Source organism: Treponema zioleckii (assembly GCF_014737315.1).
GTDB lineage: Bacteria > Spirochaetota > Spirochaetia > Treponematales > Treponemataceae > Treponema_D > Treponema_D zioleckii.
The window spans coordinates 1-25895 of record NZ_JPUF01000056.1 but is presented as its reverse complement, the minus strand read 5'-3'; the positions used below and the strand labels follow the sequence as shown (position 1 = coordinate 25895).

Here is a 25895-nt window from a genome sequence, read left to right as displayed (position 1 = left end):
TTTTTGTTTATAAACGGTTTATTTTTTTATGGAGCACAGGGCTTGTGTTTCTTCGAATGAAAGAGGCTTGCTCCATACAAAGCCTTGTACATAGTCACAGCCGTGTTTCTTTATGATTTCCAGCTGATTTTCTGATTCAACACCCTCCGAAAGAACCTTGCATTTTAGGATGTGCCCCATATAAATCATCGTATCCACAATTTCCTGATTTATTGAATTTGAGTCGATGTTCTCGATGATACTTTTGTCGATTTTGATAAGATCAATAGGCACTTTCAAAAGCTGTGATATTGACGAATAGCCGTTCCCAAAATCATCGAGTGCAAACTGAATTCCGCTGTTTTTGAGTCGCACCATATTTTCAAAAACAGTTTCAGATGATGTTGTAAGCGAATGCTCCGTAATTTCAAGTTCGAGGCACTGCGGCGGGAAGAGTGTTTTTTCTACAAGTTTCTCGATAACTGATGCAAAATGCGGGTCTGCAATTTCCATAGCGGAAATATTTACAGAAAGAATAAGTTCTGACTGTGTTTTTTTGATGATTTCTTTGAATTCCAGCATCGCATGTTCAAGAACGTACTCGCCAATTTTTTTGATGAGAGCGGATTTTTCTGCCTCTGGAATAAAGGCTTCGGGAAGAATGATTTCGTTGTGCTCTCCTTTGAGCCTGAGAAGCGCTTCAAAACCGCGGATTTCTTTTGTTGCCGCATTGAATTCCGGCTGATACATCAACGTGAACCTGTCGTTCTCAAAAGCATCGTTAATCAGGTTCACGATGCCGTATTTCTTTTTCTGAACTTCCTGAAGTTCTTTGTCCGAGAAAATTGCAAAATGTTTGTTCGTGAGTTTTGCGTAATTTAATGCAGTGTCAATGTTTTTTGACAAATCAAGGAACGTTCTTCCGTTTTCCGGGAATTTTACAAGTCCGGCTGCAAGGTCAACTTTAAAATCAAGATTTCCGCTTCCTCGTTTGAAAGTTATCGGGTTTTCAAGAACATAAATCAAATCGCTTAGCTTTTTTTCTGCATTTTGTTCGACTGTAAAAATCAATGCGAAAGCTGATGAGCCGTCGAGTCTAAAAAGAAAATCCTTGCCGAGTTCCATGTTTGTTGCGCAGCACTGTGACAATCGCCCTGCAACGGCTTTTATGCCGATGTCACCGATTTTGTAACCGCTCTTTTCGTTGATGGCATGAAGATTCTTTAATTCAAAATATGCCAGATAAAAAGGCGTGTTAGTTTCCATAAAATCGTCAAGCGTGTTGATAAAGGCCCGCCTGTTTCGTAAACCCGTCAAACTGTCCGTGTAGCTTGAAATCGTTATTTTTTTTGAATATCGGCTTGCGAATTCAACTGTGATTAATGTGATTAATGAAGTGATGATTCCAGGAAAAGGTGTAAAATCTCCTGAGCTAAAAATTATGAAGAGGTCGATTGAGATGGTGAGTAAGATACAACTTAGGGCAATTTTTCTTCCGTAATTGTAATCTGTAAAAACCATCAAAATGCAAAGAAGCATATTCAATGCTGAACTTGTGCCTTGAATTGTTTGAATTGGTAAATGGACACTCTTCAAGAATTCAATATTTACTCCGCTTGCATGGAGTTTTAGGATGCTTAGGTTAAGAATGAGACTGATAGCTCCGAATAAAGCTAAAAAGATGATTTTCTTTTTGAAAAAACGCATGTCTACCCTTTCCGTTTATAAAATTAAAAAATTACTAATAGGTTCAATTTCGAGTTTCACGACCAAATAAAAAATGCGGTAGCGGGAAGAAAAGCCAACGGCTGTGGAGTGGACGCATTTTTTTACACTGACTTAAAAACTCGATATTCGACCTAATAAAAATTATATCTTACTTTTTGTAATTGTACGTTGATTCTATCTTTAACAGATTTGAAAATAATCTTATAAATATAATGATATTTTAAAGTCTGCCATTTTGCTGCAAAGTGGGTAAATGGCAGAAAAATCAAAATTGGAGCTTATAATTTTTTGCGCGGGTAGCGTTTTAGAAGGTTTGAATCAAGTTTGTCGCGAAGATTGAACTTGTCGAGTGCCCAAATGACGCAACTTCGCGAAATTGACATGGCTGCGATAAGCCCAATCAAAAGGACGAATGGCAAAAGAACATTGACAGGAACGCTTTCGCGGGCTTCTGGAGTAAGGTCTGCAAGCAGAATATAACCTGCGAGCACCAAAAATCCTTCGATTAAAAGACCTATTACTATATTGAAAAGTCCGACAATCACATTAAAAAGAAATGTTCTTTCGCTTTTTGTCATTATTCGTCTCCCTTCGTGTGTTCATTTTTGATTGTGAAGATGAATGAAATTACGAGAAGCACTCCGCAAACTACGACAGCTGAATCTGCAACGTTGAATGTTGGCCATCGTTCGTAGCCAAAGATTCCGTAAAATTTTACGTCGATAAAGTCTACGACTCCTTTTCTGTAATTAAAAAGTGCCATAATTCTGTCGATAAGATTCCCGAATCCGCCGCCTGCAATGCCTGCAATTGCCCATCGCTGAAGCTGAGTGAACGAATCGTTTTTAATGTAAATTCCGAGCACGACAAAAAGTACGATTATCGGAATGAGTACAAACAGAAATCCTCTGATGTTTGTTGCCCAGCCCTGTCCGATGCTAAATGCAATTCCTTTGTTACAAATGTAAATCAGGTTCAAAAAATTATTCATCATGTCTTGATGAAGTTCTGGTATAAGAAAACGAGGGTCTTCGGTATAATATGGAATATTTTTTGCGACCAGATATTTTGTGATTTGATCTGCGATAATAACCAAAACTACCAGCAAAAGTGGTACGATTTTCTTTGCCTTTGGGTATTTTGGCTTAAATTCAACCGTTATTGTGTTACTTGACATAGCAACTGAGTATAGCTAAAAAAAGGAAACGCTACAAGTGAATCTTAAAGCTGGAGGTTGACTTGTGCGTTTCCCACAAGTTTTGCTAACGCAAAACTCGTGCTTTGGTGGGTGCCCTTGCAGGTGTTCTCCAAACGCGGCGGCAAGGAGAGCCGCGTTTGGAGAATGCAGTTTTGTTGCTCGCGCGTGGCTCGCAACTTGGGGGTGGTCAAGTCAACTTGCACATTCGCAGACCGCCTCGTATATTTGGCTTTGAGTCATGCTAGGCAGTTTACGAACATATTTGGTGGACGGATGGTTGCGCGTTGGCGGGGTACACTTGCAGGTGCCCACAAAACGTGGCGGCAAGCAGGGCCACGTTTTGTGAATGCAGTCTCGTTGCTCGCGTGTGGCTCGCAACTTGGGGGAGGTCGAGTCAACTTGCACATTCGCAGACCGCCTCGTATATTTGGCTTTGAGTCATGCTAGACAGTTTACGAACATACCGCTTACGATGAAAAGGTCGCTGAGCGGAGTCGAAGTGCAATTTTCAATTTTACATTCCTGTTGGAACGTCGATGAAGATGGTTTCTAGCCCTAGGTCTTTTTCGACGCGGGCTTTCATTAGGTTTACCCCTACGGTTTCGGTTTGGTAGTGGCCACCGGCAATAACGTTTATGCAGGCTTCTTCAATTGCGTGGTATTCTTCGTGGCCGACTTCGCCCGTAATAAAAACGTCGGCTCCGGCACGAACAGCTTGATCAAAATCATCGCCCGCACCGCCAGAAATGATTGCGACACGTTTTATTTCGCTTTTTCCGAATGGAAGAATGTGGACTGGTTTTTCGCCGTTCGGGAAGAGTTTTTTGCAAACGTCGTCAATAGAAAGCGGTTCTTCGAATTCCCCGAATGCTCCAAGCGTCATTCCTCGCCACTTTCCGAACGGACGCAAGTTTACGAGATTCATTCTTTGAGCAAGTCCAAAATTGTTTCCAACTTCTTCATTTGCATCTAACGGAATGTGATAAGCGCAGAGCGCAAGGTCGTTTTTTAGGAAAGCAGAAATCCGCTTGTAATGATTTCCGGTAATGGTCTGGCAGTGGCCCCAAAAAAGTCCGTGGTGAACGAAAAGCACGTCCGCACCCGCCTGAGCGGCTTTTAATGCAGTTGCCTCGCACGCGTCAACTGCGAACGCCACTTTTTTGATTTCTTTTGTGCGCGGTGAACTGTTCTCGATTTGGATTCCGTTTAGAGAAATGTCAGACGAAAAATCTTCTTTATGAAGGATTGAGTTAAAATATTTGTTCAGTTCAATAAGATTCATTTTTGCCTCCGTAATTGCTTTTCGATTTCTTTTATCGTTTTGTTTGCGACATATCGCGGAATAAAAAGTGTTTTGTCGCGTTTTAGCTTAAATTGTGTTTGCGCGAGAAGAACGTCTGTTTGCTCTATAAAGCCGTAAGTCGGTGTTTTGTATTCTTTTACAGAATCAAGAAGGAATACTCCGATGGCATTCTTTCTGAACTTGTAGCGGATGGCGTAAATTTCGTCTATATTTAGCGAATCGGTAATAAGGAAAACTTTTTGATTCTCACCGTAAATTTCAAGAATGAATTTTAAAAGAGTTTCGTAGTTCCGTTTTGAGATATTTTTGGCTTTTTGCTCAAACGATTCATCTTTGGCGTCAAAAAGCAATTTTTTTATTGTTGCAAATCGCCTTAAAAGCCTTGTATTCTTGAAATCCGAGAAAAACTGCGCGTCTCTCAAATAAAAATCTGCGCTCACGACGGTGTAGCCTTTTGCGGCAAGAAACATAAAATATGGCTCGTAATTTGTTGTTGTCGCCTGCGGATTTGAGAGAAAAACTATGAGCGGTTTGTCCGCCGTTTGTGTTGGCGAGCTGCCCTGTAAATCATCTTCAGTTGACTCTGCAAGGTTGTGCGCCAGAGGATTTTCTTTATCGGAAGGCTGTGCTTCTTCGGTCGGCTGTGCCGGGAGAGCCGGACTTTCCGCCGCTTCGGCTGTTTTTTCTTCTTTTATTTCATTTGAATTTTCCGCTTCTTTTTGAATTTCTGAAGCTGGATTTTCCTGCGATTCCGTATTTTTTTTGAGCGTCAAAATCGATAAGTTCGTGGAAATCCTGTGGAATTATGCTTTTGAGTTCCTGAAGTTTTTTTTCAAAATCGAGTTCTTCGTGAATAAATCGTTGTGGCAACTCGACTTCGGGAATTCGGGAGTAGGTGTATAAATAGCCAGAAATCTGGGAGTTTTCGTAAGGCGTGTCCCGAAGATGAATGCCAGAAATCGAAGTTCCGTAAAAAGTCTGAATCTGCTTTTGAACTCCGTAATTTTTTGGCTGAATGCGAACGGGCATAAAATAGATTGTGAATGCCGTAAGGGCGAGAGCTGCCATTGTTTCTAAAATCGTTAGGATTTTAAATGGAATTTCGTAATGGTCGATGATGAGTTTTTCTGCCAGACGAAGCATTGCTCGCAGGTTCGTAAGAAAAAAAATAGAACGAGAGCGGCAGATAAGCGATTGAGTAGGGTGTTGCCCCCCAAATAAAAAATGCCGCCACTGAGAGAATCAGCGCGAGTACCGGAAGTATGGCCGGTGTGTCGTAGCGTGGTATTCGTATAAAAAAAATTCTGAATCCAGAAATTATCAGCATTGCCGAAATCAGCATATAGGTCAAAAATGAATCAAACATGATTTTAGTATGATAATAGAAAAATCAAATTTCTTCATCACTATATTTGTGCATGAACTAAAAAAGTTTATTTAAATGTGTCCAAAAAAACTTACTTGTGTTAAAATTAATGGGAATATTCCGATTATGAATACTATGCAACCAACCAAAAAAGTCACGTTAGATATATCGAAAATAAAAATGGCTATTCGGGCCGGCATTCCTCTTTCCATAACGACGTACACGCTTCCTCATGAAATGGAAATGTATATGGAAGATGTGCTGACAGCATTCCTTCAGGAAATGGAACAGCCACAGATGATTGAGTATTTAAAATATTGTCTGAACGAGCTGATTACGAATGCAAAAAAAGCGAATACGAAACGAATTTATTTTAAAGAAAAAAAATTAAAATATTTTTAAAGAGGATGATTATGAGCGTGGAATGAAGGATTTTAAGGAAGACACGCTCAACAACATAAAATATTATCTTAGCCTGCAAAAAAAAGAAGGGCTTTACGTAAAGCTGATTCTTCAGACACGGAACAACAAAATAAAAATGGAAGTGCGCAACAATTCAGAAATGACGGTGCGCGAGTACAAGCGAATGCACGACAAGCTCAGCCGTGCGCAGCAGTACACTTCGATTGATCAGGCCGTGAATCAGGTTCTTGATGATTCCGAAGGCGCCGGTCTTGGAATCATTATTATGATTCTCATGCTCGAAAAAATCGGTTTGACGGAAGAAAATTTTCAGGTTTTGTGCGAGAATGGCGAAACCATAACGCGAATAATTCTTCCGTTGAACGAGCGAACACAGCATGAAATTTCGATTGTTTCTAAAGAATTCGTAAAATTGATTGACGACATTCCGCAGTTCCCTGAGAGCATTTTGAAGGTTCAGAGTCTTCTGAACGACCCGACTTCAAAGATGAGCGACATTGCAATGCATATTTCGAGTGACGTTTCTTTGGCTACCGATTTGTTGAAGCTCGTTAACTCGGCGACTTTTGCGCTGGCTTCGCCGTGCCATAGCATTGCCGATGCGGTAAAGCTTGTTGGAATCCGTGGAATTCAGAATATGATTCTTTCGATTGGTTCTGTCGGAAGTCTTAAAAAGCTTAAGAGCGCTTCGTCAAAGGAACTGTGGGTTCATTCGTATCAGGTTGCGTTCTATTCTTATAATCTTGCCCGCAATTTTTGTCCGCGTGAACCTGCCGTAATTCAGGATGCATACGTTTGTGGTCTTTTGCATGACATGGGAAAACTTGTTTTTGAGACGGCTCATCCTGAGTATCTTGATAAAATTCATGCCCTTTGCGAGTCGAAAGGTCTTGACACCGAGATTCTCGAAAAACTTGTTGCTGGCGCGAACCACGGTGAGATTGGCGCGCTTATAGCCGAAAAGTGGAACTTCCCGGAAATTGTGGTTTCGGTTATCCGCCATCACCATGAGCCGGAAGCTGCTTCGGCTGAATCAAGAAAGCTTGCGAGCCTTATTTATCTTTCTGACATGTTTGCCCATTATCAGTCCCACGAGGTTGATTTTTATCAGATTGACAGTGAGGTTTTGGGTATGTTCCATGTACTGGATGAAGCTCAGTTCTCAAGAATTTCTGACAGGTTGCAGACTGCTTTTAGTGCCAACGAAAGATTTTAGGGCACTTCGAAAAATTTGCTTCGCAGGATTTTTCCGCAGTTTCCTTTAGAAAAAACGAAAAGCCCCTTAAAAATAAGCGAGTTTTTTGCGCGCTTGTTTTTAAGGGGCTTTTTTTGTTTAATTTTCCAACGCTTCTACCCATTTTTGCATCAGGATTCCGTAGGCAACGCCAACGTTAAGTGAGGCTTTTAAGCCCTTCATTGGAATCGTTACGCGGCCGTAGGTGGCTTTTTTTAACGCTTCTGGAGAGACTCCAAGTTCTTCCGAACCGATGATGCAAATTCCGCGCTTCGGAAAGTTGAATTCGTTTATGGAAGGTCCGCCGGTTTCCAGCACGAAAATCGGCAAATCATTTTTTTTCGAAAAATTTTCAAGTTCGTCAAGAGTCATTCTTTCGTATCCCAAAGTTTCAATGCAGCCCATGCCGCTTCGAATCGCCTTCGGATGGTCTGGCGGAACGCACATTGGCGAAATCAGGACTTTCTCGGCTCCCATTGCCTCTGCGCTCCTAAAAATTGAGCCTAAATTGAATGGCGAGCGAATGTCTTCGGCATAAACGTAAACGCCTTCAAAAAAATCGCGTTTTTGAACGATTCCCGCTTTTGTTTCGTCTTCGGGCGGAAGCGGAGTTTTGTGCGGAGCGATTATTAAGTCCCATTCGGCGGGAAAAGTGCCTAGAATCGCGAGAAGGGCGTTGCGCGCAAGGTTGCAGACTCGCTTTTCGTCGAACGGCTCAGTTTTTAGAGAAGCTTCAAGGCTTTTTTTTACGTCGGGCAGTAATTCCGGGTCGTTCAAGACAATTCCAACGAGGCGTTTAGTGTAGTCTGCTCGTGGTAAATTCTTAAAGTTGTATTCGTTGCCTTTTTCGGGAATCCCGTCAATGTCGCGTTCTAGTGCCCCGAACGTGAGCGCGAGCTTTCGTCTTTTCTGTCCAGGTTCGAGCGTGTTTAGTTTTCCAGGTTCAATCATATTTAGTATTGTCCGTAATATCCCAAAGATTTCATGTCGGAAATTAAAGAATCGTAATCGTTGTTGAGCGATGTTTTCATAAAGTTTCCGTTTTCAATTTTATAAGTTTTATTTTCTGTCAAATAATAGATTGCAGTTGTTATTGTTGCAGTATCCGGAGAATACATTTGAGTATAATAATGATACTCTTGTATAAAAATTTCTTCTTTTTCTGAAAGTGCATACAAAAAATAATGAACTTGCCCTGACTCCCCGTAAAAATCGGCTTGATAATAAATAGGTACCCGGCCATCAATGTAAGCCGTTAAATTTCCGCCTTCTGTTGAATGACCTGAATAGTCTTTTGTTTTTGCAGTGAGTTTTTTGAATTTTATTGAATTGATTTTTTTTACGGCAGAGTCATATTTTAATTTTAGCGGATTTTTATTGTACAAGCAGTCAAAAACAGTTCCGTCAAAGACACCGTTTTCTTCAAATCCGTACAGATGTTGATATTTTTTGACTCCTGTTTCGGTTTTTGGTCCGAACCACCCGTCAGCTTCGCCGATTTCTGTAAACCCAAGTGAAATAAGTTTTTTTTGGAGTTCAACAACATCATTTCCATTCATCCGCTGTTTTTGCAGGCTGAGTTTGCGTGTGTAGTTTTGAGCAAATAAAAGTGAATTAAGAACAAGCAGTGTAATTGCAATGATTGAAATTTTTCTCATAATAATTTCCTTCTGTAGTTTATCTTTCGATTTCATCTATTACGGTTACTTTTATGTTGGATGTCTGGTTCGACAAAATTCCTAAAGAATTGTCCTGTATACAAAGATAATATTTTCCAGGTTCTAGATGTCGTTCAAAAAAGTATTCGAACATTCCTTTTGAAGCACTTCCGCTTACGCATTCAAAAGGTTCATCTTTTCGATAATGGCGAAATTCACTTTCATCATCTATTATAAAGAAATTTAATTTGTTTCCGTGCAAGACTTCGACTTTGATATTGGTTTTTGTAGAAGTTGTAGCAACTGTAAATTCATATGAATTATTTGAATAAGCTTTTATATTATATGTGTCATCGATAATAGTTGTTCTAGAAATAACTGGTTGATGTACTTGAGGAGTTTCACTGTTGTAAATCTTCATAAAAAAAATAAAAGTACCCAAAATTGCAATAAAAATTGCTACACAAAGTTTTTTTGACATAATAATATTTTCCTTGTTAAAAATAGAATTCTTAAAAATTTGTTGTATTGTAATGTTGGCGGGCAAAAAATGATTCTGAGCGGTGCGAGCAAAGCGAGTCAAACACCTGTTCCGTCCAGCCGTCATTTCTGAACCGTCGAAGCGAAAGTCCGCCTGAGTTTTCTGCAGCTTTCGCTTGGCGACGGTTTTTATTTTTTAGAATGCTGCTTTTGCCAAGTCGAACAGGTCGTCGCTGGTCATGCTGCGTGGCAGAGTGTTTATGAACTCAATTTTACCGGCATCTTCTGCTGCGAGGGCGAGCTGATCAATGCTGATGGAAAGGTCCTTTAAGCGCGCCGGAAGGTTGGCTTTTGCGATTCTCTGACGAATGTAGTCTACATACGCTTGAGCCGCCTGTTCGTCCGTGTCGCCTTCTTTGCTAAGATGCAGGAGCTTTGCAATAAATGCAATTTTTCCGACTTTGAATTTTGCGCAGTCTTCCACAAAATACGGGAAGAAAATCGTTGTTGTGAGTGAGCGCGAAATCTTGAATCTGGCGTTTATGCACATTGCCAAGAGCGAAGGCGTGCCGATTGCGCTGGTTCCGGCCGCGAGAGAAGCCATGCATCCGCCCTGAGAGAGCAATTCTTCGCGAGGCGTGGTTATGCTTGGTTCTTCTGATTCATCGCCGGCAATTCCAAGGATTGAGATAGCTTTTTCTGCGAGCATGTCGCTAAAAAAAGATGACTTTTGAGAAAGATAAGCCTCTGTCGCGATACAAAGTGTTTCGAGGGACATTGAATCTATCTGATTGTTCGTGAGCGAAACCGTAAGGTTCGGGTCGAATATTATGAGCTTGCAGAGTTTGTTCTGGCATTTTAGGATTTTTGTCTGTGACGAGCGTGAATCCGTAAGCGGAACGTAGTCCGTGAACAAGAATGAATCACGGATTGTCGTAGGAAGACAGATTAATGGAAGCGGCTCTGCTGACGGAGAAGCCCCGTCCACAAAATCATAAAAATCCTTTGTTTCGTTGTAGACGGCACAAACTGCACGCGCAACGTTGAGAGCTTTTCCGCCGCCCGCTGCAATCACTCCGTTAACATGTGATTTTTTTGCAAGTTCCAATGCCTGCTGAATCGTCTTTGTGTTTGAGCCTTCTGTTACACCTTCAAACGTAAAAAAATCAATTTGCCGGTTTGAAAGTGACTCAGAAATCTTTTCAGCAAGACCTGATTCTTTTAGAATTGGGTCAAGGACTAGCATAAAACGATTTCCGTATTCAAGGGCAAACTGTCCGAGTCTGCTTGTCGTGTATGAGCCTAAAATGATGTTCGGTGAAATTTTGAATGAAAAATCCGCCATGTTGGTACCCTGTTTTTGTAATTTTATGTGCTGCTGATGCAGTTATATTCTATCACATCGTAAAAAATATTTAAAAAAAAAGACGGCTCATCATGTCCGTCTTTTGAAAATTGCTTTTGATTGTCTAGAATCCGTAAGATGCGAGGATTCTGTCAGCTGTTGCACTGATTCTCTCTGGATTCAAATAATTTGGATCCTTGATTTTCTCTTTGATTTGTGCGACTAAATCTGAACGTACATCAGGCGTTTCGTCCGCAACTTGCTGTAAATAGTAAGCCTGAGCTGCTTCCATAGCTTCGTCAGATACATTGATTGAGTCTGGTGCAGAGTAATAGCTCTCCTTAGCACTTACTCTGTGAGAGTTCTGTAAATTATTTACTGGAGTTACTCCATCAAGTTTGTTTATCATCATAAGTGTCCTTCCTTACAGTTTAAATATCGGTACTTTCGTCTGAAAGTTTAGATTTTTTAACACCAGAAATAAACACCGCAAATTCTCCGAGCACCTTGTCTCTGTTTGCAAAATCGTCGCGGATTTCTTCTGCTGTTCCTTCGACAATCTCTTCGTGAAGCTTTGTAAGTTCCCTCCCGACCACTACACGACGAGTTCCATCTATTTCAGCTATGTCAACCAACAATTTTACGATTCTGAAAGGCGACTCGTAAAGAACGATTGCGTCTCCTGTTGCAAGAAGTTCTCTAAGTCTTGAACGTCTTCGTCCTGGTTTTGGCGAGAGAAAGCCTTCAAAAATCAATGTTTTTCCGCCGGCACCAGCAACGCTTACAAGCGAAGCGAATGCGGAAGGCCCCGGAATAGGAACGACTGTGTGTCCGGCTTTTCGAGCCAGACCCGCGAGCACTGCACCTGGGTCGCTGATTCCCGGCGTTCCTGCGTCACTTGCGTAGGCTACGGTTTGACCTTCGTCAAGCAGTTTTATTATTTTCTGCGAGGCGAATTCTTCGTTCTGTGAGCGGCACGAAATCAACGGTTTTGTGATTTCGAGATGATTCAAAAGTTGAAGTGTATGCCTTGTATCTTCGGCGGCGATTACATTCACGCTCTTAAAAGTTTCGACGGCGCGGAATGTGATGTCTCCGAGATTTCCGATTGGCGTTCCGACAATAAATAAAGTAGACACACTTTTAGTTTATAGTAAGCACAATGATTTGTCATGTGAATTCGGTCATAATTTCGGTCAGAAAAGCCTGTCTTCCGCATTAGCGAACGACAGAGCAGATTTTTACACTTGTAAGTTGATTAAAACTCGACATTCGCGCTGACGGATTTGCTTCTATTTTAGAAGAGCGCAGTATTCCGCTATGAGTTTGTCGAGCTTTGCGGTTGACGGTTCTGGAAGAGTCATGTTCTGGAAAAGTGAGTCGGTTCCGGTTTCTGGATTTGAGCGGATAATCAATTTTTTTTGGACGATGTGATAGTCCAAATATTCGCGTACAAAAAGAGCGAGAATTTCTGAAAGTAAACTGATTTTTCGCGGATTTTCGATTATAATCTTATTAGCTCGTGCGAGTGTTGCCAATGCGATTGCGGTCTGCTTTATGAACTTTGTGCGGTGATTTTCGACAATCTTCGCAGCTTCGTTTGAAAAGTATTTTTCGCTTTCGAGAAAAGAATAAATTTGAATCACTTGCTCACTTTCATTCAGTTTTAGCCATCTGCTGATAAGTGCCTTCATTACACCCGTTGCGGAATATTTTTTGCAGATTGCAGGGAGGTTGTTTGGAATGAATATGAGTTTTGAAAGATATTCTCCGCACCAGCGAACAGTGTCGGCAATCATTGCGTCACGATTTTCGTAATGGTTGTAAAGGGAGGCTTTTTTTATGCCGAGTTTTTTTGCAATGTCTGCGAGGGAAGTGGCACCCACGCTCTTGTCAAAGGCGCATGAAAGAACTGCATTTATAATTTTTTCTTTTGTTATTTTTGCAGGAGCAGACATTAAACCCTCGGCTAAAACTTACGATAAACTTATTAAAATAAAGCTATATAAACTAATGATTGTTAGTTTATTCATTTTATTGCTAGTGTATTTATTTTATAGATGTTTCCGTGTTTATTCAATAAATTTAAAATTGAAATCAATGCGAAATGTGTTAAAAAATGGTAAAAAAACGCAAAAAAGTGTAATGAAATGTTTGTGTTTGACAGATTCTGCTTATAGGGGTATTATCAAATTCAAATGAATATTTTTCTGGGTACTTCGGCCAATGCCTGTATTGGAATTGGAAAGGCATTTGTAATTCCTAACGCTGAAAAGCGTATTATTCCTCAGCAGCACATTACGGATGACGAACGTGAAAAGCATTTGCAACGTTTTGACAATTCGCTTGCGAACGTGATTACAGCGATTGGCGCGCAACTTGCCGCCGTAAAAGGCGATAAAGTTCAGTCCGAAATTTTTGAGACTTATTATCTCATGTTGAATGACCCCGAATTTTTGGGCGAGGTAAGAAAAAGCTTTGCGTCTTCTGACATGCCGATTGAGTATGTTTTGAATCAGAAGACCGAAGAATATGCGGACAGGCTTCGTTGCAGCGGAAACGAGTACCTTGCGGAGCGTGCGCAGGATATTTGCGACATTTTTGGCCGTGTTCTTGACGACATGCTCGATTATCATCCTTTTAAAATTGAAAGTGTTCCTGACGGAGCCGTAATCGTTGCAAAGACGATGAATCCCAGCGACACGATTATTCTTTCTAAGCGGAAAATTGCGGGGCTTGCGCTGATTGAAGGCGGTGTTTCAAGCCATGTAGGAATCCTTGCGAGAAGTTACGGAATTCCTGCTGTTTTTGCGCTTGATAAAGTCACTGAAGAAATCAAGACCGGAAATACTGTAATCGTTGACGGAATTGCCGGTGAAGTTATCGATTGCCCGGATGAAGACACTATAAAATCTTACGAAGTAAAAATCGAGAAAGAAAAACAGCGGCTTGAAGCTCTCAGCAAATTCAGAAATCTTCCTGCTGTCACAAAAGACGGCGTAAAATTTTCTGTTATGGCAAATATTGGTACCGTTGAGGAAGCCGAGATGGCAGCCCAGGAAGGTGCGGACGGAATCGGGCTTTTTAGGACGGAATTCCTTTTTATGAACGAAGCCAATCAGGATATTGGTTCGGCACACGTTCATGCCTCCGGATTTAGCGAAGAAAAACAGTTTGCGGCCTACAAGCGTGTTCTTGAGATTATGAAAGGAAAGCCTGTCGTAATCAGAACTTTGGATGCCGGCGGTGACAAAATCATAAAATCTGCGGAGTTGCAGGCTTTTTCTATAGAAGAAAAGAATCCTCTTATGGGGCTCAGGGCGATTCGGTTGAGTCTTGAAAATCCGAATCTTTTAAAAACGCAGTTCAGGGCATTGTACCGCGCGAGCGTTTACGGAAATCTAAAAATCATGCTGCCGCTAATTACGAGCGTGGAGCAGGTTCGGGACGCTTTGAGCATTGCAGAAATGGCAAAGAACGAGCTTCGTTCGGAAGGCGTAAAATTTGTGGAAGACGTTCCGATTGGAATTATGGTGGAAACTGCCGCCGCCGCGATGATTGCAGACTGCTTTGCAAAAATCACGGACTTTTTTTCGATTGGTACGAACGACCTTACGCAGTACACTTTGTGCGTTGATCGAGAGAACACTGCGGTTGCGCCGATGTACAACGAATTTCATCTTGCGGTTTTAAGGCTTATTTCGATGACCGTAAAAGAAGCCGAAACTGCCGGAATTCCGGTTTCGGTTTGCGGCGAGATGGCCGGAAAGAACGACAGCGCGCTTGTTCTTGCGGGAATGGGAGTTCGGACGTTGAGCGTGAGCAGTAAGCGAATCACGAAGATTAAAGCTCTGCTTTCGCAGTTCACGCTGCCTGAATTGCAGGCGATTTCGGCAAAGAACTTAAACGTCGGCATGACGTTGGAAATCATATAAAAATCATGTATTATAGCGGTGACTAGAAACGCTGATTGAACGGTGATTTTGTTTTTCAAGGTCACCGTTTTTTGTATTTTTTTGAATGGGGAAAGAATGGCAAAGACAAAGAAAAGAAAACCTGATTTTTCAAAACCAAAACCAGCAAAATTTGATATTTCACAAACGCCTCTCACAGAGGAAGAAATTCGTGCGATGAACGGAGAAGCAGACTCCGCAGCAGGTGATGACTCTGAGCTTTTGGGGCAAAATGATTCCGTAAATTTTGATGAGAATGAAGAAAGAGAGTCAGAAGAATTTGATGAAGTTGATGAATCTGATTCTGGCGCACAAACATTAAAAAATGCGCTCGAAGAAATCAACGAGGGACTAGAAAACCCTGAAGGCGGCGATGAATTCGGCGAAATCGACTCGAATGCCGAAGGCGAGCTTAGCTTTACGCGCGGAAAAACTTACTTTAACCTTCCGCTCGTAGTTATTGCAGGTCGCCCGAACGTTGGAAAATCCACTCTCTTCAACAGGTTTATGCGCCGCAGGCTCGCAATCGTAGACCCGACTCCGGGCGTTACCCGCGATCCTGTTGAGGCGACTGCTTTTATTTCGGGAAAACCGGTTCATCTTGTGGATACGGGCGGTTATAAAATTGACCGCGAGATTGGTTCAAAAGAAGCCGAAATGGACGAACTTGTAGTCGAAAAGTCACTTGAAATGGTTCGCCGAGCCGACAAAATCGTTCTTCTTCTTGAAGCCGGCAAAATTACTGGCGAAGACGAAGAATTTATTCAGCTTTTGCGACCGTATTGGTCAAAACTCGTTGTTGGCGTGAATAAATGCGAAGGCGGAAACGGACAGGACGTTTCTTGGAACTACTTGCAGTACGGATTCAACGAACTTTTCTTTATTTCTGCAGACCACGGAGACAACATTACAGAGTTTGCCGAAAAAATCGTGGAAGGGCTTGATTTTTCAAAAGTCACCGAAGGCAATGAAGAAGACCGGCCAATCCGAATCGCGATTATGGGAAAACCGAACGTTGGAAAATCCACGCTCTCAAACAGACTCACGCACACGGAAAATTCAATCGTCAGCGATTACGCAGGAACGACCCGCGACGTTGTTGAGGGAAGCTTTAGGTTCAACGGACGGGATTTTGAAGTTCTTGACACCGCAGGAATCCGCAGAAAGAAAAAAGTTCACGAGAACGTTGAATATTATTCGGTTAACCGCGCAATAAAAACGCTCGATCAGTGCGACATTGTATTCTTGATGATTGACGCACAGGAAGGACTTGCCGACCAGGACAAAAAAATCTGTTCGCTTGCCTACGAACGCGGACGCGGAATCATTTTCGTTCTGAACAAGTGGGACACACAGGACCAGAGCCGAAAAACTTTGCGCAACACCCAGGAATACATCAAAATCATGTTCGGTCAGATGAACTGGGCACCGATTTTGCCTTTGAGCGCGCTGAACGGAGACGGAATCAAAGATTTGATGAACAAAGCGCTTGAAATTTACTCGCAGCTTACGCGAAAAGTGGAGACTTCCGCCCTGAACAATGCTCTTCAGGACTGGCTTGCTCACTATCCGCCGCCGGCGAGCAAAGCGATTCACTTTAAAATTCGCTACATGACGCAGACCAGTTCGAATCCTGTTTCATTCAGGCTCTTCTGCACGAGTCCAGACAATGTGCCTGAAAGCTACGTAACTTACCTTAAAAACCAGATTCGAAAAGATTTGGGCTTTGACCAGATTCCTGTGGAACTTGTAATGAAGGCAAGCCGCAAAAAGTGGGAGCAGAGGTTCGTTTAACAAAGGAGAAAAATGACTTACCAGATTGGTGAAGTCGAGGAGCTTTCCGGGGTCAAGAGCAACGTGCTTCGTTATTGGGAGACCGTGATTCCGGGATTCGCTCCCCGAAAAGACATTGGCGGAAGACGCGTTTACACCGAGCGCGACCTTGCGATGGTCTTTCGCCTAAAATTTTTGATTTACGAAAAAAAATACACGATTGAGGGCGCCCGCAACCAGATTTTGCACGAAACCGCCGTTTACGAGGAAAAAGCGGACGCAATTGAGGCAATAAGGCAGATTCGGGCCAGTTTGACCGGGCTTTATTTGGATTTGAAAAACATTGGGAACGAAAACAACAGCAAAAATGAAAAGAAATGACGAGAGACCGTGGTACGAAAAAGCCGCAGGAAAAAAAGCCAGACCTTCTGCAAACAGACAATTTGAAAAAATTGGTCAGTCAGAAAAATCAGAAAAAGACGGAAAATTAGACAAAGATGAAAAAAAAGGTGAATCTTCCACAGCGCACCTTGTAAAAAATCACTCTGCAAAAAAATCAGTCACCAAACCTGCACACAAAAGCAGTCGTGAATTCGAGAGAAGAAAGTTAAAAATCAAACGTTCATCCATGTTTGACGAAAATGCGATACCTAAAGAGTCACTTGAAATCATAAATCATTTTGATGATGTTTCTGCCAGCGTTTTGGGTTTGAGCGGAAAACAGAGAGTTCAGCTTGGCGGAACCATAAAAAAACTTTCCCACGAGCTTACCGACGATCGCGGTAGCCGAAGGCTCGGCTACATGAATGACGCTTCGAGCATCAGCGCGTATATTTCGTATTTTATGTGGTGGAATCTTGTTCGGCTTTCGCGCCTTTTTGCGAATCTTCCAAAAAATGCGTTCGACTTGCCGGATACTGCCGTTGCACTTGATATTGGAAGCGGTCCGCTCACCGTGCCAGTTGCATTGTGGCTTTCCCGCCCGGAACTTCGCTCAAAAAAAATCACTTGGTATTGCGTGGATCTTTCCCAGGGTGCTTTGTGCGCGGGCGAAGAAATTTATCTTTCGGTGGCGGCAAAGACTTTAAAAGACGGCGAAGAACCGTGGAAAATTGTTCGCGTAAAAGGTCCGCTCGGAACAAAAATCAAAGAAAAAGCAGATTTTGTGGTTTGTGCGAATACTTTTAACGAAATCATTCAGAACAACGAAATGCCGACGGATTTTCTCGCAAAAAAATATAGCGGCGAGATGACGGACTATTTAAAGGATGCGGGAGGGCTTTCGCTTTTAATCGAGCCTGGCGACCCGCATTCGGCGCGTTTTGTTTCTCTAATGCGCGATGCGTTTATTCGTCGTGGCTTTATGCCAGTTTCTCCGTGCCCGCATTGTCGCGAGTGCCCGATGGACGGAAGAAAGGGTGGCAAAATGACGAATTTTGAGGGCCACGCTTCAAAATGGTGCAATTTTGCTTTTAACACGGAAGACGCGCCTGTTTCGCTTTTAAAGCTTTCAGAAAAAGCGGGGCTTTCAAAAGACCGGGCAAGTTTGAGTTTTGTGCTTTCAAGAAAATCTGATTCTGGCGAACAAAAAAAATCTGTGGATGAAATAAAATCCCTTGACGAAGTGATTAGCGAGAATTCAAAAAAACAGCAGACTTTGGACTTGCGCATTGCGAGCGATTTTATAAAACTGCCGGAACTGCATCGCTCAGGCTACTACGCGTGCAGCGAGATTGGTTTGGTTCTTGCCGTTGACGAGCATCACGTGCAGCCAAAGAACGGCGAGCTTTTGACCGTGCCGTTCCCAACAGAATCGCTTGCCACCGACAAAAAATCCGGGGCCGCGATACTGCGCATTTAATTGGTGCAAAAAATCTGTTTGTTCCCGTTGCGGCAAGCTCAACTATCGCACTTAAAGCGAACAAAAAAATGGGAATATCCAATAAGTTTGTTGTACACTGTCATTCCGAACTAGTTTCGGAATCCCTGTATGATGCAGGTAGATGCTGAATCGAGTTCAGCATGACACGCGGCCTGGGAAAACTTTTGCCCGCGCACCTGGTGCTTGAGCGTTGCCGAAACCACTTTGACATTCTGAACTAAAAACATGTCATTCCGAACTAGTTTCGGAATCCATGCTTCGACTTCGCTCAGCAAACGCAGATGCTGAATCGAGTTCAGCATGACATTTCTTGCCAATCCTGCGTGACAATACTTTTCGGCGAGCCTTATTTTTTTTGCGTCTATAAGTTTGCACTGCGGCGGAGAGTTTTACCAATCGCTGGTGGCGAGGCAGAATCTTATTCCTGCGGAAAACTCTACGTTGTAGGTGTGTTTTGCATTGTACGTGCTGTGCAATGCGCTTACCGAGACGAACGGATTTACGTGTTCAAAGAATCTTGGCATAACTTCAAGCCCGACTCGGTCGGCAAAATATAGCCGTGTTGTTTCTCCGCCAAAAATATCCGTAAGATTTGAAATTCCAAGCCTGCCTTCCACGAACGGTGTGCACGAAAGTCTCCAAATGTAGAACGGAAATAGAAATCTTGCCGAAAGACCAACGGAATTCATCCAAGTGCACTCTTCGCTTGATTTTACCGGAAGGTCAACTTTTTCGCGCTCAAAGAATATCCCCGCCCCGATGCAGAAAATATCAAAGCCTAAACTCGCGTCAAAGCCTTTTGTTCCGCCTTCTGTTGGCTTTACGGAACCGCCTTCGATTCGGAACGCACTTTCGTCATACGGGCTGTAGCCAAAGCCAAAAGAAAATTCGTTCGATTTTGAATCTTCTTTTGGCGAGGTTCGGAATTTTTTTGAGAATTTTGCGTCACAGATTTTCAACGCACCGTCAAAATTTTTCCAGCACACAGATTCGGCAGAAGTTTTTGCATTCGGCGTTCCGCCTTTTAGTTCACTCCAAAGTGCGAACGCACAAGTTGCCCTTAGATAGCCCATCGGGTCTTCTTCAAAAGATTTTAATTTGTTTGTTTTTTCGTCGATTTTTTTGTGGTAAGTAAAAAGAATTTGCTTGCCGTAATTCCTGACAAATTCATCGGAAATAAATTTAGAAATGTCGGTGAACGATGCAGCGGGATTTTTTAATGTTGCGAAAAACTCTTCGGGAGCTTTGCAAGACTGATTTTCCGTGGGTGCGCTTTGAGATTCAGAATCATCTTTAAAAGCTTTCTCCAAAAATTCTTTTATGAACTTACCAGGAATTGCATAGCTTTTTTTATCATTTTTAATGTTTATGCCAAGAATTTTGTACGACCCGCCAGTCTTTACAAGAAGCGGCTGGCCGTCGGAAAGCGAGTTTGTGGTAAGCGAGTGCAAATACAGGAATGTGATTTTTGGAAAGTCCGTTAGAACGTTTGGCGCAAAAGGATTCCTTAAAAATCCGCTCTGAAAAAAATAGTCTGGCGTTTTTTGATTCGGAAAAACTGAGGCGGTATAAACGTTTTCACCTTCTTCGGCTTTGCCTTCAAAAAAATCTAGGAGCTTGCAGTCAAAATCATCTGGCAGTTCAACCAGCGAAAGTCCTGTGTCTTCGTCGCTCTTAAAAACCGGAAGATTTGTGAGAGAGAGAACAGAATTGTCTTCTTGCAAAAAACTTACGTCGGCTAGGCGTGAATTTTTAACAGCCCTTTCAATCGTTAGAACGTATTTTTTGCCGTTCGGCGCACGGACTACGAATCCGTTTGCATTTAGGTTCTCAAAAAAAATTCGTAGTCCAGAGTTTTTTAAGTAGAGTTTGTAAAAATCCTCGTTTTGTTTTAGCTTTCTCAAAAACTGAATGTTCTCGTCACTTTCGTCGGCGCGAACGCAGCACACGTAATTTCGCAAAGATTCTGCCCCCAGGCAAAAGCCCAGGAGCGCGAAAAGCAGCACAAAAAAGAAGTGTTTTTTCATTTTTAAAAGTATTCCGCTAGTTTGCCTGTGTTACACCACAACCTGTGTTTTGGTTGTCGAACATTACCCCGACGTTTGTAGCAGACATTGATTCAGTTTCCAGGTCGATTATGACTACACGGTTTTCATTTTTCGGATCTGTGTCGTCACTGCCAGTTGATTCTCGGTAGCCGTCATCTGCAATTACAAGTTTTTTTGGTGACGTCGCAATGAATCGCGTAGGGTAGAAGAAATAATCGTTTGAGCCGTGCGGTGTTGCAGTTTCGCTGTCATTCCAGCCGAAAAGTTTGTTGCCATTTGACCAGCTTTGCAGGCTCATAGTAGAAATGTCAATTTTGAACACGTAACCCTTTGAGGTTTTGTCCATTTGAGTCCATGCTGCAAGACCATAAAGATTGCCATTGACGATGTTGAGTGCAGTTATTGAGGCTGATGCTTTTGGCAACTCATCTGTTTGAATTTGGGTTGCATTTGAAACTTGCAAATCTTGATTTTGCCCAGCAGTAAATTCGAATTGGTAAATCTGAGTCCCGTTCGTTGCGAATAGCAATCCGTCAGTAATTGCAATGTGAGTTGCTTTAAAGTTGTTTATCGTCTTTATTGTTTCGAATGATTCTGTATCTGCAAAGTTTGAAAGATTTATTCCTTCAATTTTAGTTGTATAAATTTCATTATTTGGAATTGTCCACATTACATAAATGTAATCGCCGTAGATACTAATTTCGCTTGGGGTATAAGATGTGGCGTTTGCTTTTTCCATGAGAGGAGTCAAGTTTAAATAATTACCCTCTTTATATCCTGCAGATGTTTTTGTATATTGTGCGATATTGTAGACTTTGCTATTTTCTGTTATGTAGTGCTCCAATATGTACAAATCTCCGTTATCTGAAAAACAAATGCTGTCAGATATATTTGTGGAAAGTCGTTCACTTTCTGTGATTTTTGATTCGTCTGAAATAGCGTTGAGATTAAAAATATTCATTCCTGTTGTGAATGAATTTGAGCCAGATGTTTTTATCTGCTCTTTTTCTGCGCGATTCCAAAGCACGACCCAAATCGTTTCTTCGCCGTCACCTTTTTTCATTGAAATCTTTACGAGATTTTCGCCTGGTTTTACGATAAAACGCTCTGACTCGCCGGTGTAAAGAGTTTCTTTGCCTTGCAAAAGCTTTGCGGTTACTTTGAGCAGCGTGTCTGCTGGAACTTCTTGAAATTCAAAGGTTTTTGAGTTGTCTTCCAGCGATACCGTCTGGCTTTGAGTTTCTTTATAGCCGCCGGTGAGCGAGACTTCCAGCGTAAAAGTTTTCTCGTCCGTGGTCAAAGCTGCGTCGGAATCCACGTCAAAACTTGCGCGTGGTACCGTTGCCGAAAGAATGACCGAGCCTGTAGAATCTGTCTGTGAGCAGGCCGCAAAAAACAAATAAAAGTAAACTTGCGAGTGCGAGCGTAAAAATTGCATGGGTCTTTATTTTTGTCATACATCCCTCCTTTTACGGAAATAAGTTTTTAACGCTGATGAGCGCAGTGAATGGGGTAGGGCGTGCGCATCTGCGTTAGAAATCTAAAACCGAGTTTTTATTTTTCTAAAATTGAAGATTGAATCCACTGGATGTTTGGAAAATATTATAGAGTATTTCAATGTTTCTGAACAGAGACGGAAAACAGCAAATCCTAAGATTGTTGTTGCATAGATTTTTCTGCCGTGCGGACAAAATCCTCGCCCCAATGCTCCGCAAGAATTTCTTTTGCACGTGATTTTAATTCTTCGGTTACGAATTGCATTTGAACGATGTTGTTCGCAAGATGATTGCGGCACATTGCCGACAGAAAATCCTTTTCTTCGGCCGTAACGGTTACTTCGCCGTCCGCAATCTGGGCGAAAATCGCATTAAAAGCGTCTGCAGCCTGTGCGATTCGTTCTACTTCATCTTCACCGGTGATTTTCTTGTTCGAAGTGATTCCTGAATCCGCACGGTAGCGGTAAATTTTTTTGTCGAGTGAAACGTATTTTTTTGCGAGCGTGGTTATAAAAAAATATTGAACTACGTCTTCTGCCATTGTGCAGTGCACGAACGGAACGAGTTCAAGTGCTTTTTCATAAAGATTTTTTCTGATTAGTTTTCCCCATAAAAAACTGTGATGCGACTCTGCGATTAGCCAGCTTTTTCTTATTTCGGAACCTAAAAGCTCATCTTTTGAAGTCAGCTCGATTTTGGCCTGAATTTTTTCCAGTCGATTTTTCTCCGCTGTTGAAAGTTCTTCGTTCTGAGCTTCTGTCGTCAAAAATCCTTCAGCCTTACCGTGAACAATATCCGCACCAGATTCTTGAGCTACGGTAAAAAGACTTTGGAGCGAGTCTGCAAAGAGCGCGTCGTCCGAGTCCAGCATTGCGACAAAATCCCCGCGGGATGCGCCCACGAGCGTTCGCCGAGTTTCTACAAGTCCCATGTTTGAGCTGTGCCGAATGTATTCAACATGGATTTTTTCTTTTTTGAGGGCTTTTGAAAATTCTTTAACGATTTTTTTTGCACTTCGTCCGTTTTTGTCTTTTCCGTCGCTCGCATCGTCAGCAATAACAACTTCAAAGTCGCGGAAAGTCTGTTCTGCAACGCTTTTAAGGCACTCTTCAAGCGTCGCTTCCGAGCGAAAAACTGGAATGCAGACTGAAATCTTAGGATTTTGATTCATAAAGGCCTCCTAAAAATTAAAATGCGCGGTAAGTTCGCCTTTGTGTTTGTATGTTTTGTAATCGCCGCCAAAAGTGTATTTTGCCGAAAGCGCTGTGTTTCGTGTAAGCGTGAGCCGTTCTTCCACTGTGAGAAAAAGCCTTAGCCTGTTACGGTTTTTAATTTCCTCGAATCCGATTAAGCCTTCTTTGCCATGCGTGCCGTCATTCTTAAAAATTCCCTGCTCCGCCAAAGCGAAAAGACTCTGCTTCCAGCGTCCGCTTGTCGTCAAAAGACCGCATTCAAGCCCAAAAAGCGGGTCGGTTCGTGTGTCAAAGTCGGGGTGCGCGTAAAAATCAACGCCCGCGAGAGCGTAAAACTGGTTCGCGTTCCAGATTTTAAAACTCGCGCCAGAAAATCCTTTGAATCTGAACGCCAAAAAATCCTGCTCGGCCGAAAACTGAGTGCGTTCCATTCCGCAAACAATTTCGAGAGCTTTGTTAAAAAAATACGAGTCCGAAACTGGAAGGGAAAGAATGTCACAAAACAGAATCTTGTCGATTTGAATTTTCTGTCCGATTTCTTCGGCTTCATTTATGTCGCTAAAACCGTTTAGCCCGCCGCGCCCTTGATAGAACGAAAACGCGCCCGTAAAAAAATCTAACTGCGTGTTCTTGTTGAGTCCCTTGTCCTCGTCGATTAAATCGTGGTTCACGAGCCGGAACGAAAGTTTTTCAAAAATCTCGCCGTCGTCAACGCCAAAGCTGAACGCAATTTTGTGCGAGTCGTGGCTTTCGTGCGGAAAGTCGTTGCTCGTAAAATTCTGGGCTGAGAATTTGAATTTTGTCATTGCCTTAAAAACTGGCATTATTCGTTTTTGGTAGTCGCTCTGGCTCAATTTTCCGGCGGAAAGTCGGTGCTTTAAATAATCCACCGAAAGTTTGAGGCATTTTGCCTTTTCTTCGTCACTTTCTGCTTTTTCAAGAAGCGTTTCTAGCGTGATTTTCCCCTTGCAGTAAGATTTTACGGCCTTTGCGAGTTGTGAGTTTAACTCTGATTTTTCAAGAAGAATCTCGGTGTGGAGCGAAGGCCTAAAAATTGGTTCGCCGTCGATGAGATTTTTTTTGTGAAGAATCTTGATTGCCTCGACCGGTTCTGCCATTTCTCCGAGTTCTTTTGAGAGATTTTCGTTTGGAAAAGATGATTCAAGAAGAAGCATAAGTCCCGCGGTGCAGTTCCTGCTGATGTAATAATATTTTGAGTGAGCGCGGGAAAGTTCTATTGAATGCCGCAAAAGCATGTCTATTTGGTCGTCGGTAAGGCGAAGCTTGTATTCCCAAATGTCGCGTTTGTCCATGTCGCTGTATTTTAGGATTTGCTTTGAGTACGGCTCGATTACGAAGTCGCCCGAATAAAGCCCGAACAGCCCTTTTAGCGCGAAGATGATTCCTGGATTTTCGGTGTTTCGCGCGCTGAAAGTAACGCTCTGACCGAGCAAACGGCTCTTGTTTTCGTCGTGGAATACGATTAGCGTGTGCCCGAACATTGAAGCGGGGTTCTGCATGAATCCCGACGGATAGACTAAATAAACCGAGGTCGGATTGACAGTCTTTTTTATTTCCGCATAGTCGCGGTCAAAAATTTCTGGAAAGTCGCTGTCTGAATCTGAAAGTTTTTCTTTTAGAAATTTAAAGCGGGCCGGGAAGTCCGCAACGTTCTTGCTCTGCCTAAAGGCGCGGATGTCGGTCAGCATTTCATCACGTGGATTTTTTTGTCCGTTTTCAGAAAGAAAAAATTCTTTGCTTGTGATTATGCTTTTTGTTCCGCCGAGAGATTTTTCGTACAGGAGCAGAATTCGCCACAAATCATCATCGTAAAGTTTTAGCTCGTCGGCTTTTTTTACAAGTTCTTCGGTTCTTGCGGAATACGAACTCAAATCTGGCTCAGAAGCGAGTTCCTGAGAAGCGAGTGGAATAAGAATAGTTTGGAGCAAAAAAAACAGGCAGAACGAACGCCGCCTGTTTTTGCCGATTAAATTTTTCATCGACCGTAAAATTCCCTAAAAATTACAAGAGAGCGATGAGTCCCTGTGTAACTTCTGCTGCAGAAACCTCTGCTGTTGGGAAGAGAACGTCAAAGTTTGCCTGTGCCTTTGCTTTGAATGCGTCAACATCCTCAACTTTAAGCATGCTTGCAACTGTGTCGATGTACTCGCCCTGTCCCATTGCGATGTCTGTTGCTACAAAGTCCATGTTCTCGTCAATGAACTGCTCTGTTTTCTCGTAAACGATTGATGACCATCCAGAAGCTCCTGAAGTTCCGAATGTTACGGCTCCAAGCTCTGTTGGCCAGAATGTGTCGTTGATAGAAATTCCGAGCACGTCCCAGAATAGACCGTTCTGTCCGCCGCAAAGAATTCCACCAATACCAGGCCCAACGTTTTTTGAAGCGAATGCGCAAGAAGCGATTGCGAGTCCTGCAGCGATTCCAAGAATCTTTTTAATCATAAAGACAAACTCCTTTAATTTAAAATGATTTTAATATTCTAGTGATTTTTGCCGTTTTTGTTAAGGATTTTTTGTGGGGAGAAAAATGAAAATTGAAAGTTGCGAGCGACGCGCGAGCAACAAAACTGCACCCGCAAAACGCGGCCTTCCTTGTTGCCGCGTTTTGTGAGCACCTGCATGCTGCCTCCATCAACGCACCAGTTTTTCGCCAGAAAAACTGGTGGGAAACGCACGAGTCGGTTTTTAGATTACGAGTTAATATTTTGCGTTTCCGTGCTCGCTTCCGGCGGCATCCGTGCCGCCTTTTCCTCCCCCTGGTCGGCGCTCGCTTCGGAGGCCGGTTCGTATTGCATTGCTTTAAAACAAAAAAAAA

Annotated in this window: 25 protein-coding genes; 6 read left to right on the top strand and 19 right to left on the bottom strand. The window is 42.5% G+C overall.

Translation table 11 applies throughout. The features are described 5' to 3' along the window. Positions 1 to 18: 18 nt before the first annotated feature. The 7 genes from JI65_RS13185 to JI65_RS13155 form a co-directional block, all read right to left on the bottom strand. Entirely contained in the window at positions 19 to 1686 is a 1668-nt protein-coding gene (locus tag JI65_RS13185) for a putative bifunctional diguanylate cyclase/phosphodiesterase (protein WP_191017455.1), read from the bottom strand. A 299-nt stretch (positions 1687 to 1985) separates the two neighbouring features. Further along, positions 1986 to 2285 carry a hypothetical protein gene (locus JI65_RS13180; RefSeq protein ID WP_191017453.1) on the bottom strand — a complete coding sequence of 100 codons (300 nt, stop codon included), beginning with the start codon at positions 2283 to 2285 and terminating at the stop codon, positions 1986 to 1988. Beyond that, a complete protein-coding gene (gene lspA / locus JI65_RS13175) occupies positions 2285 to 2884 on the bottom strand; it encodes a signal peptidase II (protein ID WP_191017451.1) in 600 nt (199 codons plus the stop codon). Before lspA ends, JI65_RS13180 begins: the two co-directional genes overlap by 1 nt. A 535-nt stretch (positions 2885 to 3419) precedes the next feature. After that, on the bottom strand, positions 3420 to 4187 hold the full coding sequence (locus JI65_RS13170; RefSeq protein ID WP_191017449.1) for a Nif3-like dinuclear metal center hexameric protein: 768 nt from the start codon (positions 4185 to 4187) through the stop codon (positions 3420 to 3422). Further along, complete coding sequence (locus JI65_RS13165) at positions 4184 to 4981, bottom strand: hypothetical protein (protein WP_191017447.1); 798 nt, start codon at positions 4979 to 4981, stop codon at positions 4184 to 4186. Before JI65_RS13165 ends, JI65_RS13170 begins: the two co-directional genes overlap by 4 nt. Next, entirely contained in the window at positions 4905 to 5351 is a 447-nt protein-coding gene (locus JI65_RS13160; protein WP_191017445.1) for a hypothetical protein, read from the bottom strand. The genes JI65_RS13165 and JI65_RS13160 overlap by 77 nt, the downstream gene beginning before the upstream one ends. Continuing rightward, positions 5299 to 5574, bottom strand: a complete 276-nt coding sequence (locus JI65_RS13155; RefSeq protein WP_191017443.1) for a hypothetical protein — start codon at positions 5572 to 5574, stop codon at positions 5299 to 5301. The genes JI65_RS13160 and JI65_RS13155 overlap by 53 nt, the downstream gene beginning before the upstream one ends. Before the next feature lie 180 nt (positions 5575 to 5754). Here JI65_RS13155 and JI65_RS17450 point away from each other — a divergent pair, with 180 nt between their 5' ends. Both JI65_RS17450 and JI65_RS13150 read left to right on the top strand, forming a co-directional pair. Continuing rightward, positions 5755 to 5976, top strand: a complete 222-nt coding sequence (locus JI65_RS17450; protein ID WP_242457250.1) for a hypothetical protein — start codon at positions 5755 to 5757, stop codon at positions 5974 to 5976. A 22-nt stretch (positions 5977 to 5998) separates the two neighbouring features. Then, a complete protein-coding gene (locus JI65_RS13150) occupies positions 5999 to 7213 on the top strand; it encodes an HDOD domain-containing protein (RefSeq protein WP_242457249.1) in 1215 nt (404 codons plus the stop codon). A gap of 117 nt (positions 7214 to 7330) precedes the next feature. Here JI65_RS13150 and JI65_RS13145 read toward each other — a convergent pair whose 3' ends face one another. The 7 genes from JI65_RS13145 to JI65_RS13115 form a co-directional block, all read right to left on the bottom strand. Further along, a complete protein-coding gene (locus tag JI65_RS13145; protein WP_191017441.1) occupies positions 7331 to 8182 on the bottom strand; it encodes a TrmH family RNA methyltransferase in 852 nt (283 codons plus the stop codon). A 2-nt stretch (positions 8183 to 8184) separates the two neighbouring features. Beyond that, complete coding sequence (locus JI65_RS13140) at positions 8185 to 8889, bottom strand: peptidoglycan-binding domain-containing protein (RefSeq protein ID WP_191017439.1); 705 nt, start codon at positions 8887 to 8889, stop codon at positions 8185 to 8187. A 19-nt stretch (positions 8890 to 8908) separates the two neighbouring features. After that, the gene (locus JI65_RS13135) at positions 8909 to 9370 is read right to left on the bottom strand and encodes a hypothetical protein (RefSeq protein ID WP_191017437.1); all 462 of its coding nucleotides are present in this window, start codon (positions 9368 to 9370) and stop codon (positions 8909 to 8911) included. Between the two features lie 195 nt (positions 9371 to 9565). After that, a complete protein-coding gene (locus JI65_RS13130; RefSeq protein WP_191017435.1) occupies positions 9566 to 10714 on the bottom strand; it encodes an iron-containing alcohol dehydrogenase in 1149 nt (382 codons plus the stop codon). Between the two features lie 124 nt (positions 10715 to 10838). Further along, a complete protein-coding gene (locus JI65_RS13125; protein ID WP_191017433.1) occupies positions 10839 to 11126 on the bottom strand; it encodes a flagellar biosynthesis anti-sigma factor FlgM in 288 nt (95 codons plus the stop codon). 19 nt (positions 11127 to 11145) lie between these two features. Beyond that, complete coding sequence (gene rsmI / locus JI65_RS13120) at positions 11146 to 11853, bottom strand: 16S rRNA (cytidine(1402)-2'-O)-methyltransferase (protein WP_191017431.1); 708 nt, start codon at positions 11851 to 11853, stop codon at positions 11146 to 11148. A gap of 153 nt (positions 11854 to 12006) precedes the next feature. Further along, entirely contained in the window at positions 12007 to 12672 is a 666-nt protein-coding gene (locus tag JI65_RS13115) for a TetR/AcrR family transcriptional regulator (RefSeq protein ID WP_191017429.1), read from the bottom strand. Positions 12673 to 12912: 240 nt separating this feature from the next. On the opposite strand from JI65_RS13115, the gene ptsP reads away from it, so the two are divergent. The 4 genes from ptsP to JI65_RS13095 all read left to right on the top strand — a co-directional run bounded on the left by ptsP (position 12913) and on the right by JI65_RS13095 (position 18301). Beyond that, the gene (gene ptsP, locus JI65_RS13110; protein ID WP_191017427.1) at positions 12913 to 14649 is read left to right on the top strand and encodes a phosphoenolpyruvate--protein phosphotransferase; all 1737 of its coding nucleotides are present in this window, start codon (positions 12913 to 12915) and stop codon (positions 14647 to 14649) included. A 96-nt stretch (positions 14650 to 14745) separates the two neighbouring features. Then, entirely contained in the window at positions 14746 to 16461 is a 1716-nt protein-coding gene (gene der, locus JI65_RS13105) for a ribosome biogenesis GTPase Der (protein ID WP_242457248.1), read from the top strand. A gap of 12 nt (positions 16462 to 16473) precedes the next feature. After that, positions 16474 to 16821: a MerR family transcriptional regulator gene (locus JI65_RS13100; RefSeq protein WP_191017425.1), complete on the top strand. Its 348-nt coding sequence runs from the start codon at positions 16474 to 16476 to the stop codon at positions 16819 to 16821. Further along, complete coding sequence (locus JI65_RS13095) at positions 16808 to 18301, top strand: small ribosomal subunit Rsm22 family protein (protein WP_191017423.1); 1494 nt, start codon at positions 16808 to 16810, stop codon at positions 18299 to 18301. Before JI65_RS13100 ends, JI65_RS13095 begins: the two co-directional genes overlap by 14 nt. A gap of 410 nt (positions 18302 to 18711) precedes the next feature. On the opposite strand, the gene JI65_RS13090 is transcribed toward JI65_RS13095, so the two are convergent. From JI65_RS13090 to JI65_RS13070, 5 genes are all read right to left on the bottom strand, one after another. Next, the gene (locus JI65_RS13090) at positions 18712 to 20349 is read right to left on the bottom strand and encodes a hypothetical protein (RefSeq protein ID WP_191017421.1); all 1638 of its coding nucleotides are present in this window, start codon (positions 20347 to 20349) and stop codon (positions 18712 to 18714) included. 16 nt (positions 20350 to 20365) lie between these two features. After that, positions 20366 to 21808, bottom strand: coding sequence for a hypothetical protein (locus JI65_RS13085; protein WP_191017419.1), 1443 nt, complete (start codon positions 21806 to 21808; stop codon positions 20366 to 20368). A 212-nt stretch (positions 21809 to 22020) separates the two neighbouring features. Next, a complete protein-coding gene (locus JI65_RS13080) occupies positions 22021 to 23037 on the bottom strand; it encodes a glycosyltransferase (protein WP_191017416.1) in 1017 nt (338 codons plus the stop codon). 9 nt (positions 23038 to 23046) lie between these two features. Continuing rightward, positions 23047 to 25059: an Lnb N-terminal periplasmic domain-containing protein gene (locus JI65_RS13075; RefSeq protein WP_191017414.1), complete on the bottom strand. Its 2013-nt coding sequence runs from the start codon at positions 25057 to 25059 to the stop codon at positions 23047 to 23049. A gap of 22 nt (positions 25060 to 25081) precedes the next feature. Then, entirely contained in the window at positions 25082 to 25522 is a 441-nt protein-coding gene (locus JI65_RS13070; RefSeq protein WP_191017411.1) for a DUF3015 family protein, read from the bottom strand. Between the last annotated feature and the right edge of the window lie 373 nt (positions 25523 to 25895).